Raw genomic sequence first — 9,948 nt, forward strand, 5'->3', positions numbered from 1 at the left:
CCAAACGATCCAAAACACCCATGACTGCCTCCAAAAGACAGTCTTGAATCACGCATCGATCCAAATGTGAATCCCATTAGAGTCCACACAACCTAACGGTCACCGACGAATATCTTGCGCCGCGCTCGCTGATGTGCGCTGGGTGCATTTCCCACTCCGTTCGTCTGCGGAGAGCGACGGCATTATGCCCCCCATCGCCCGCGATCAGTTCGTCAGTCCACACTGTCCTTTTGAGGGGCGAACAGCGGGAAGCGGAGTTCCACGCGGCCTCCGCCCGCAGGGCGGTTGCTTAAGACTATTGTCCCGTCCTGCGCCTCTACAAGGTTTCTCACCACCGCGAGACCAAGCCCGGCCCCGCCGGTCTTTCGCGCACGGGAGGGGTCCGCGCGGACAAACGGCTCCAGAAGAAGGGCGAACTCGCCCGCGGCAAACCCAGGCCCGTCATCTTCGACCGATAGCACCGCCATGGTGCCGCACTCGTTCAGTTCGACGTTGGCGATCTGCCCATATTTGACGGCATTGTCGACCAGGTTTGCGAGCATTCGCCTGACAGCCAGGCGATCTGCGATAATGAGTATCTCTCGATCTTGTGGCAGGGATTTCAGAACTACGTTCCAGCCCGACGCTTCCAGATCGAGGGTTTCCTGCCCGACGAGAGCGACAAGATCCAGAAGCTCTTCATCGAGCGCACCAACGCCCGCCCGGGCCGTCAGCAGAGCATTGTCCAGAAGGTCGATCATATCGGCGATATCGCGGATCGCCTTCTCCCGCTCGGTGGTGTCGGATATGTGATCGATCCGCAGACGGAGGCGCGTTGCGAAGGAGCGCACGTCGTGCTGAACCCCACTGATGAGTGCGAATCGACTGCCGATCATCGATTGAAGCCGGTTATGCAATCGCTCGAATGCCTTCACGAGCGCGACGGCCTCCGGCGTCCGGGAAGGGATGTTGGTGAATTGCACCGGCTCACCGGAGGGATCCATCCTGTCTACCGCGGCTGCAAGCTTTGCCAGCGGCCGTATTTCCCGCTGAAGGAGGATGAAGGCAGCCAGCGCAAAAAGCGTCCCCACCAAGCCAGCGCCTAATCCCGCCGGAAGACCGAACAATGTCACGATGAACGGTGTCTTTGTCTCCAGTCGTACTGTGGCACCATCGCTCAGCCGCACTCGAAACTCGATGGGGTCTATCGCCCCTCCTAACAAGCGCGGCCGTCTGGTGCCTGATCCGGAGGCGTCGAGCCGACGGATCGAAATCAGGCTCTCTCCCAGCGCGTCGCCATAGGCGGCAAACTCCGGCAAGTCCTCCATCCGCTCGCGCAGGGCGGGTTGCGGGGCCGCCGCGCCAGCCGGGTCGATCGCAACGCTCAGGACAGAGGAACTGATCGCCGCCGCCAGCTTCCCGCGCGCTTGCGGTGCGGCGTCCGACAAGACATCCGCCGCCATCACGATCTGGGTCGCGGAGGGATAGGTCGAAATGCGGCTGAGGCCGTTCGACCAATAATAGAACGCGACCAGCGCGATCCAGGCCGTCAAAAGGAACGTCACCCCGATACCGAGAATCCGTGCCGACAGCCCGAGACGCAACATCATCCTATCTGCCTCACGGGCACGGTGAGCAGGTAGCCGCCGTTGCGCACAGTGGTGATCAGGGTGTTGCCGGGGCTTAAGTTCTCCAGTTTCTTGCGCAGTCGCGAAACCAGGATATCGACCGTCCTGTCGAGCGGATCGGCGGTTCGGCCATGCGTCCAGTCGAGGATCTGGTCGCGAGAAAGGACGCGGCGCGGACGCAACACAAAACACGTCAGAAGGTCGAATTCGGCGCTCGTCAATGGTGCCGGCCCGCCGTCCTCATCGGTCAACTGACGAGCATCGAGATCGATGATGAAGCGATCGAAGCGGTATCGCCGGCTCGCGGCCTGGAAAGGTTGGGACTGGGCACGGCGAAGAAGGGCACGCACCCGCGCAAGGAGTTCGCGAGGTCCGAACGGTTTGGAAACATAGTCGTCGGCGCCGACCTCAAGCCCCACCACCCGGTCCATCTCGTCGTTCTTGGCCGTCAGCATCAGTATGGGGCAAGGGCCTTCGGACCGCATACGGCGACAGATCGAGAGTCCGTCCTCTCCGGGGAGCATCAGGTCGAGGATGATCAGATCCGGGCGGACCTTGCGCAGGACGTCGTCCAGTTCGCTTCCGTTTTCCGCAGTTCGCACGTCGAAGCCCTCGCGCGACAGCAGGGCTGCGACGAGTCTTCTTATTTCCGGGTCGTCATCCACGATGAGGATCGTGCGTACCAAGTCTTCCATCGCTGGAAATTGAACCGAAAACCGGACCCGATCAAGATGCGAGGGCCATTGTTACAATTCTCTACATACCGGCAACAAAACCGAACATCTCGACATGGGCTGTTTATCGGCATGATACCGAAGGCGTCCAATCTTGTCTGCATGTCGACTGCAGCGGGCTGTCGCCCAAGACTCTGCCGCTCACAATGTTTCACCGATTGCAGACGATGGAGAAATTGCGATGCCGCCTCTGGATTCCAAATATTCGATGCGTTTCGGCATGATTGTCGTAGCTGCGTCATTCATGCTGCTCGAATATCTGGTCGGCCGGCTCGCGCATCTCGATCTCCATGACATGCGGGAAACGGCGGCGACATTCGTTGTCGCGGCTGGTCACTCCCTCATTCGCGGCCTGGAAGCTGCGCTCGTCGCATTTCCCTTCATGCTGGCCTACGAGCACCGGATCTTCACAGTCGACGCGGGCACGATCCTTGGAGCGACCCTTCTCTTCCTCGCGGTCGACTTCATCTATTACTGGCATCATCGCGCCTCTCATCATGTTCGCTGGCTCTGGGCGACGCACGCCGTTCATCATTCGCCGACACGCATGAACTTGACCGCGGCGCTGCGCCTCGGTTGGACGGCCAATATTTCCGGGCATTTCCTGTTTTACCTGCCGCTGGCTTTTCTGGGTTTTCATCCATTCGCCATCGTCGCGATGCTCGGCGCAAACCTTGCCTATCAGTTCTTTCTTCATACCGAACTGTCGCCCCGTTTCGGGCCGCTCGAATGGGTACTCAACACGCCTGCGCACCATCGCGTCCACCATGCTTCGGATGCCGAGTACCTCGACAGGAATTTCGGCGGCACGCTGATCGTCTTCGACCGCCTCTTTGGCACCTTCGCGGAAGTCTTGGATGGCAAAAAGCTCTCCTACGGTTTGCGCGGCGCATCGGCCTCACATCACCCTGTCCGCATCATCTTCGGAGAATGGAGCGCGATGGCGCTAGAAGCCCGAGCGGCCACAACATTCAGGCAGAAACTCGCTGTTCTCTTCGGCCCAGTCACACGTCGCAAGGTCGCCGTCGATGGCCATCAATCGTCCGCAGGCGGGAGAAATCTTGAAGCCCCCGCCGAGGGCTGATGCTTCCCCATGGATAGATCAATGAAAGGAAAACTCATGATCACCGCCAAACGCCCTACGCTGATCCGCGTAACGAGCATTGCTCTGCTTGCCTTCGCCTGCGCAACCCCCGCGACCGTCATGGCGCAAACTCAGATGACCCCGGAAATGCGGGCTAAGGCCAGGAAGGTCGCCCAGGCCTGCAAAACTGATCTCAAGCAGTATTGCCAGGGCATTCAGCCCGGTGGCGGGCGGATAGTCGCCTGCCTTCAGGCCAACGCGGTCAATTTGGCGCCGACATGCCAGGCCGCGCTCGCCGAAGTCCGCCCGAAGTGACGTGATGGACCAGTTGGTGAACGATGAGCGCGTTCGCTCGCTCCCCGCAATCGTAGGCGAGGACGTCGGCAAGAAAGCCGACGTCCCGCCGGTCGATGACGCGGACGGTGATTCCGGCATCCTGGGCTTCCGGCCGCCATCTCGCCCTGGACGGCGTTTCAGAGGCGTTGTCTTCATCGCGGTGGTGCTCACCGCTATTTTCACGGCCTGGGCGGGCAACCGCTATCTGCTCCCGCACGCCGAAAGGCAATTTGTCGTTAACCCGATCGATCTTGCCATTGAATTGACCGGCCCGGGCAGGCTGGACGCAACGCGCACGAGCCTGATCAGCTCGCGGCTCCAGGGGGTCATCGCGGCGATGCATGTCGATCGCAATGATCGGGTTCGATGGGGAGACGTCATCGCCGAACTCGCCACTGACGATTTAAAGAGCGAGCTTGCCGCGGCGCGGGCTTCCGCCGATGCCGCCCGCACAGCGGTCGATCTGACGAAGGCCGACCGCACCCATGCCGAAGCGGCCCTGACGCAGGCACAGCAACACTTCGAGCGCCAGAAGACGCTCCTTGGAAAAGGCATTGCAAGCAAGGAGACCTACGATACAGCGGCCTCCTCATTATTACAGGCTGAAGCTGATCTCAAGCGATCGCAGGCGGCGATAAAGCAGGCTCAGGCGCAGGAAACTTCGGCCATCGCCTCCGCGGAAATCCAGCGGGTCAAACTCGATGAAGGAACCATCCGCGCGCCCTTCGACGGCGTTGTCCTCTCACGCGATCACTACGTCGGCGACACGATCACCCCGGGCTCGCATATCGTCCAGCTCGTTGATACGGCTTCGATCATCCTGTCGGCACGTTTCGACGAGAGCTCGATCTATCGCCTTTCGCCAGGCCAAAAGGCCGTCATCCGGTTTAGCGGCGGTGGCAAGGAATCATCAACGATGGCGACGGTTCTTCGCGTCGGCAGGCAAGTCGATCCGGAGACGCGCGAATTTTCCGTCGATCTGCGCCCTGAGGCACTGCCGCCGAACTGGGCTCTTGGTCAGCGCGCGATGACAACGATTGAAATCGGTACCAAGAAGAATGTCCTTGCAGTGCCGGCCGGTGCGATCGAAAGACGCAGAGGAAAGCCGGGCGTCTGGATCGTCGATCGCGGCCGGGCTTACTGGATTGCGATAACACTCGGAGAGAGTGGTGGACAGTTTGTTGAAGTCACGCAAGGGCTTGAGCCGGGCGACATCATCCTGAACGAGCCGCGCGAAGTCTATTACGGCATGAGGGTTGCCGAAGGTGGGGCCAAGCGATGAATCTCGCCTTCAAGGATGTCAAATTTAATTTTCCGCGCTTTCTACTGACCATGGCCGGCGTCGGGTTTCTGATCATGGCATCGACCGGAATGGTCGGACTTTATCGCGGCATCGTCGAAGATGCGCTCCTTGTGGTCGACAGGATCGGCGCGGATCTCTGGGTTGTCCAAGGAGGAAGAGCCGGGCCTTTCTCCGAAAGCTCCGCCGTTCCGGCAGATATGGACCGCCGCGTCGAGGGCATCGCCGGTGTCTCGTCTGTCCGGCGCTTTGTCCAGGTCAGCCAGCAGTTCGACTTTGAAGGGCGTGATTTGCGCGCCTCCATCACCGGTCTCGATTTTCCAAAGGATCGAGGCGAGTGGGTTCAGTTGCAAGAGGGGCGGTATCTGAACGCCGGCCACTTCGAGGCGATCGCCGACGAAAGCATCGGGCTTGCGCTGGGGGATCAAGTGCGCCTCGGCCAGGACGATTACCGGATCGTCGGAATGACGCGCGGCATGGTCGATGCCAGCGGCGACGGGCTGATGTTCGTCACCGTCAACGATGCGATGGCAATTGCACGGCGTCGCACCAGTGAGGAGGTCCTGCTGGCGCGTGCTGCCGCTGGCAAAACAGCCGCTGCGGATGCCTCCGAAAGTTCCGTACCGCAGGATAGCAAGATCGCCGCCGTTCTTGTCACTCTCGATAAAGGCGCGGATGAGGATCGGGTGCGAACCAATGTCCTGTCCTGGGGAGATGCCAATATTCTCTCCCGCGCCGATCAGCGCGACCTTCTGCTCAACCAACGCCTCTGGCGCCTCAGACTGCAAATCCTGGCCTTCACTGGCGTCTTGCTGGTGGTGATGGCGATCGTGATCTCGCTCATCATTTACATGCTGACGATGGAAAAGCTTCACCAGATCGCCATGCTGAAGCTCATTGGCGCACGAAACGGCGTTATCGTCACGATGATCGCCCAGCAATCCTTCCTGATCGGTGGGGGCGCACTTGTTCTCGGACTGGCGATGTCGAAACTGGTCTTTCCGTTCTTCCCACGAAGGGTCGTCATCGACCCATCGGATTTTGCAGGTCTTGCGCTCGCGGTGGGGGCCGTTTGCACCTTCGCGAGCCTGCTTGGGATCTGGAGAGCGCTGAAGATCAGAGCGCAGGAGGTGCTGTCGTGACGGCGGCACCGATCCTGTCGGTCCGCGAGGCGGCGCGCCACTATCGCAGCGGCGACAGTATCGTCAAGGCGCTCGATGGGGTTTCGCTGGATGTCAATGCTGGCGAGTTGGTCGCGATCCTCGGGCCGAGCGGATCGGGGAAAAGCACGCTGCTCCTGATCGCCGGACTCCTGGAACCGCCAACCGAGGGCGAGGTGAGAATTCGTGGCACCCTCGTCTCGAAGGCAGGAGAAGAGCTCGGCAGGCTGCGCGACTTCCGGCGACGGAACATCGGGTTCGTGTTCCAAAAGGCCAATCTCATTCCTTTCCTGACAGCTTCGGAAAATGTGGCGCTGGCAATGGAAATCGATGACGTGCCTGCCCGCGACGCCCGCCGCCATGCCGAACGCCTCTTGGCAGGACTCGGCCTCGGACACCGCGCGGGCAATCGTCCGACAAAGCTGTCCGGCGGCGAGCAACAACGCGTGGCGATTGCCCGTGCCCTTGCCAATGATCCAACCCTCATCCTTGCCGATGAGCCGACAGCCGCGCTCGATGGCGCCCGCGGGCGTCAGGTGATCGCGCTCTTCCGGCAGATTGCCGACACGAGAGGAGCGGGGATCGTTGTTGTAACGCATGACCCGCGTTCGCTGGATCTCTTTGACCGGACGATAGAACTGACCGATGGCCGCGTCATCGGCGAACGATCGGGGCCGGTGCGGATTCCAGCCCGCTGACCCGACCTGCGCAACAAAAAGCTACAAATTTCTACGCCCGCGAGATGTGGGAGAGATATCCGGAGCCCAGCCTGGAGATTGGAAGGCTCCGCAGGCGCGAGCCATCATAAAGGATGAGGACATGATCAAGAAACTATGCATCGCGTTTGCGATGGTGATTTCGATGGCGTCAATGGCGGCGGCGGGAACTGTCGCGGTTGCCACGGGCAACGTTAACCTAAGGGCAGGCCCATCGACGGGATACCCGGTCGTCGTCGTCGTTCCGGTCGGCGCACGTGTCGTCACCCACGGTTGCCTGCCGGGCTACACTTGGTGTGATATCGCCTTCGGCAACTATCGGGGCTGGGTCTCGGCTCGCTATGTCCAGGTCGTTTACAATGGCGCCCCGGTGGTCCTGTCGCCAGCCGTTGCGGCGGGTGTCGGCGTCGCCGTCGTCGCGTTCAACCAGGCCTATTGGGACAACTATTACGCCAGCTATCCCTGGTACTATCGCGGCCCGACCTATTATGGTCAGGCCACTCGAACCTGTGGACCGAACGGCTGCTCCGGCACGGTGACCGGCGTGCGTGGCGGTACCGCGACGGGGACACGCGGATGCGGCCCCCGCGGCTGCGCCGGCGGCGGCACGGTCACCGGCCCCAACGGGGGCAGCATTCAAGGCGCCCGCGCCTGCGGCGCCCGAGGATGTGTCGGCGGTTATCGGGCCGTCGGTCCGAACGGGGGGACGCGAAGCGGCGTAGGGGGCTTCCGCCGATGATCGGGCGGGCGCTCATGTCATCACGCTCAGTGCGTTGGACGCTGTCTCTGGTGACCTCCATTCTTGCATGCGGCGGCCCGCTTGGGTCGGCGTGTGCCGGCACGCCCTATGATGAATTCGAGGAGCGACCGGCGGAATTTTTCTGCATGATGTCGCACGCCAGCCGGGGAGAGGTTTGTGTTCGTCTCTATCTTGACGAGGACGGATATGAACTCTGCCTTTCGGACGAGGTGGCGAAAACCGAGCGCTGCATGAGCAACTATCGTCAGCCTGAGGATCAGGACGAGGAGTACGATTATCCAGGGAACTCAGCCGTTCGTCTGATCAATTGTTAACCCTTGGTGTCGTTCTCATTCGCCGACATCTCGCTTACCGAATGTAAGGCGCCACTTACGCTCGTTCCCGGGAGAGAGCCCTCTTGGAGGCAAGTTGCTATTGGGAGATTGGGGCGAATGTCCACGAGATATCTGGCACTGATGATCTGCACCGCGGCACTCGGCGGCTGTGCTTCTTCCCCAGTTCATCTTTATCAGGGTATTGCGTCCTCGGCCCAAATGTCTGTCAACAGCAACGACAGGTCGCAGAAGACGCCTTTTGCATTTGCCGGAGATATGCGCAAACTGGCAAGCTACTCATCCGTTACTCTCGAACCGATCGAGATCTACAGAGGCCCCGACAATCAATTCGACAATCTATCGAGCTCCCAGATTCAGGAGTTGTCCGCCTATGCGGGGCGGGCTTTTAGCAAAGCGCTTTCAAAACACGGGATACTCGCAGACCAGGCGAGTTCAACCGCGCTGCGACTCCGCATTGTCTTGACCGGCGCCCACCTGAGCGTGCCCGTTCTTGGAACCGTGTCCAAAGTCACCCCTGTGGGGTTTGCCCTGAACGGCGTGAAGGCGGTAGCCGGGAAAGAAGGACGCTTTACCGGCGATGTGACCTATGTCGCTGAGTTTCGCGACGGTACGAGTGGGGAACTGCTCTGGGCTTATGTTTCCAAGCAGTTTCCCAGTGCTGTCGACGTTGGTGCGAGCATCAGACAGCTCGACGCCGCCAAGACAGGTATTCGTCTGGGCGCCGACTCCCTAGCGAAGAACATAGCACAGCGACTTTCCCTTGTACGTTGATTGCCCGACCTGATACATAGGTGACGATTTGTACCGGACACATGGGCAGCACTTTTCGGTTTTCGGGAGGTGTTAATGTCGGTGAAGGAGTGTTCGGTTAGAGCATTTTCCGATCCATTCACGATCTTATCCGGCGGTAGCGAAATAGTTCTGGCATTCAGTTGGTGTGAAGGCGTCGATCCCGTGGGCGATAGCAGTCCATAGATCGTCCTTTGTGCGGGCTGCGGTCTTTTTCAGGAATGCCTTGAGCTTCGAGAAGGCCATCTCGATTGGATTGAATTCCGGACTGTAGGGCGGCAGGAAGCGCAAGCTTGCCCCCGTCGCCTCGACGGCTTGGCGCACGGCCATGGGCTTGTGGGCCGGCGGATTGTCCATCACCACGATGTCGCCCGGCCTCAGCGTCGGTGCCAGCACCTGCTCGACATAGGCGAGAAAGGCCGCACCATGCAGGGCGCCGTCGAGCACCATCGGCGCGCTCATGCCAGAGAGCCGCAAGGCGCCGACGAATGTCATTGTCTTCCAATGGCCATGCGGGACGGGTGCGCGACGGTGAGCGGCCGCAGCGCCGTGCCATCTTGGTCGAGGCGCCGGTCTCATCGATGAAGACCAATCGGCAGGAGTCGAGGTCGGGCTGCCCGGCAAACCAGGCCCGCCGCCGGGCCAGCACGTCAGGGCGTTGTTGCTCGCTGGCGTGCGCGGTTTTCTTTGAACGTCAGGCCGTACCGGTCGAGCAGCCACCAGATCGCGTTCTGGGAAGCCCGCAGTCAATGCACGTCCTCAAGATGCGCTGCGATCTCCCTCTTCTGCATCCCTCGATGGCGCAGCTTTACCGCTCGCGCGTCCAGGGCCTCTACGATGCGTTGCAGGGCCACGACGAAGAGAAGCGCACTGAGGCGGCGGATATCCATCAGGACGCTGGTGGAGGACATCATGCTGACGCCGGTGGACGGCAAGGTGGAGATCGACGTGCGCGGCGATCTCGCTGGAATTCTTACGCTTTCGGTCCAAACGACAAAACCCGCCGCTGATGCGACGGGTTTGTTGGTATCGGTGGTTGCGGGGGCAGGATTTGAACCTGCGACCTTCAGGTTATGAGCCTGACGAGCTACCGGGCTGCTCCACCCCGCGGTAATTTTGCATCCCGG

Annotated in this window: 10 protein-coding genes, 1 tRNA gene and 1 pseudogene; 8 read left to right on the forward strand and 4 right to left on the reverse strand. The window is 60.7% G+C overall.

Translation table 11 applies throughout. The features are described 5' to 3' along the window. Nucleotides 1–212: 212 nt before the first annotated feature. Nucleotides 213–1,589 (reverse strand): sensor histidine kinase, encoded by a 1,377-nt coding sequence (locus C8N35_RS23435; protein WP_245926971.1) that lies wholly within the window; start codon nt 1,587–1,589, stop codon nt 213–215. Then, a complete protein-coding gene (locus C8N35_RS23440; RefSeq protein WP_107992184.1) occupies nt 1,586–2,302 on the reverse strand; it encodes a response regulator in 717 nt (238 codons plus the stop codon). The genes C8N35_RS23435 and C8N35_RS23440 overlap by 4 nt, the downstream gene beginning before the upstream one ends. A gap of 220 nt (nt 2,303–2,522) precedes the next feature. Between C8N35_RS23440 and C8N35_RS23445 the strand changes: the two genes are divergently transcribed. The 8 genes from C8N35_RS23445 to C8N35_RS23480 all read left to right on the forward strand — a co-directional run bounded on the left by C8N35_RS23445 (nt 2,523) and on the right by C8N35_RS23480 (nt 8,803). Beyond that, entirely contained in the window at nt 2,523–3,425 is a 903-nt protein-coding gene (locus tag C8N35_RS23445; RefSeq protein WP_107992185.1) for a sterol desaturase family protein, read from the forward strand. A 36-nt stretch (nt 3,426–3,461) separates the two neighbouring features. After that, on the forward strand, nt 3,462–3,740 hold the full coding sequence (locus C8N35_RS23450; protein WP_245926972.1) for a cysteine rich repeat-containing protein: 279 nt from the start codon (nt 3,462–3,464) through the stop codon (nt 3,738–3,740). Nucleotides 3,741–3,744: 4 nt separating this feature from the next. Next, nucleotides 3,745–5,043 (forward strand): efflux RND transporter periplasmic adaptor subunit, encoded by a 1,299-nt coding sequence (locus C8N35_RS23455; RefSeq protein WP_107992187.1) that lies wholly within the window; start codon nt 3,745–3,747, stop codon nt 5,041–5,043. Beyond that, nucleotides 5,040–6,203, forward strand: coding sequence for an ABC transporter permease (locus C8N35_RS23460; RefSeq protein ID WP_107992188.1), 1,164 nt, complete (start codon nt 5,040–5,042; stop codon nt 6,201–6,203). Before C8N35_RS23455 ends, C8N35_RS23460 begins: the two co-directional genes overlap by 4 nt. Next, nucleotides 6,200–6,919: an ABC transporter ATP-binding protein gene (locus C8N35_RS23465; RefSeq protein ID WP_107992189.1), complete on the forward strand. Its 720-nt coding sequence runs from the start codon at nt 6,200–6,202 to the stop codon at nt 6,917–6,919. Before C8N35_RS23460 ends, C8N35_RS23465 begins: the two co-directional genes overlap by 4 nt. Nucleotides 6,920–7,040: 121 nt before the next feature. After that, complete coding sequence (locus C8N35_RS23470; RefSeq protein ID WP_107992190.1) at nt 7,041–7,676, forward strand: SH3 domain-containing protein; 636 nt, start codon at nt 7,041–7,043, stop codon at nt 7,674–7,676. Between the two features lie 50 nt (nt 7,677–7,726). Further along, nucleotides 7,727–8,011, forward strand: a complete 285-nt coding sequence (locus C8N35_RS23475; RefSeq protein WP_146177473.1) for a hypothetical protein — start codon at nt 7,727–7,729, stop codon at nt 8,009–8,011. 117 nt (nt 8,012–8,128) lie between these two features. Then, a complete protein-coding gene (locus tag C8N35_RS23480; RefSeq protein WP_107992192.1) occupies nt 8,129–8,803 on the forward strand; it encodes a DUF3313 domain-containing protein in 675 nt (224 codons plus the stop codon). Nucleotides 8,804–8,929: 126 nt separating this feature from the next. Here C8N35_RS23480 and C8N35_RS23485 read toward each other — a convergent pair. Together C8N35_RS23485 and C8N35_RS23495 are read right to left on the reverse strand one after the other, a co-directional pair. Continuing rightward, nucleotides 8,930–9,509: pseudogene (locus C8N35_RS23485) on the reverse strand (IS630 family transposase); the annotation flags it as partial. Nucleotides 9,510–9,854: 345 nt separating this feature from the next. Then, nucleotides 9,855–9,931: transfer RNA gene (locus C8N35_RS23495), tRNA-Met, on the reverse strand. Between the last annotated feature and the right edge of the window lie 17 nt (nt 9,932–9,948).

It is taken from the genome of Breoghania corrubedonensis (genome assembly GCF_003053845.1).
Classification (GTDB): domain Bacteria; phylum Pseudomonadota; class Alphaproteobacteria; order Rhizobiales; family Stappiaceae; genus Breoghania; species Breoghania corrubedonensis.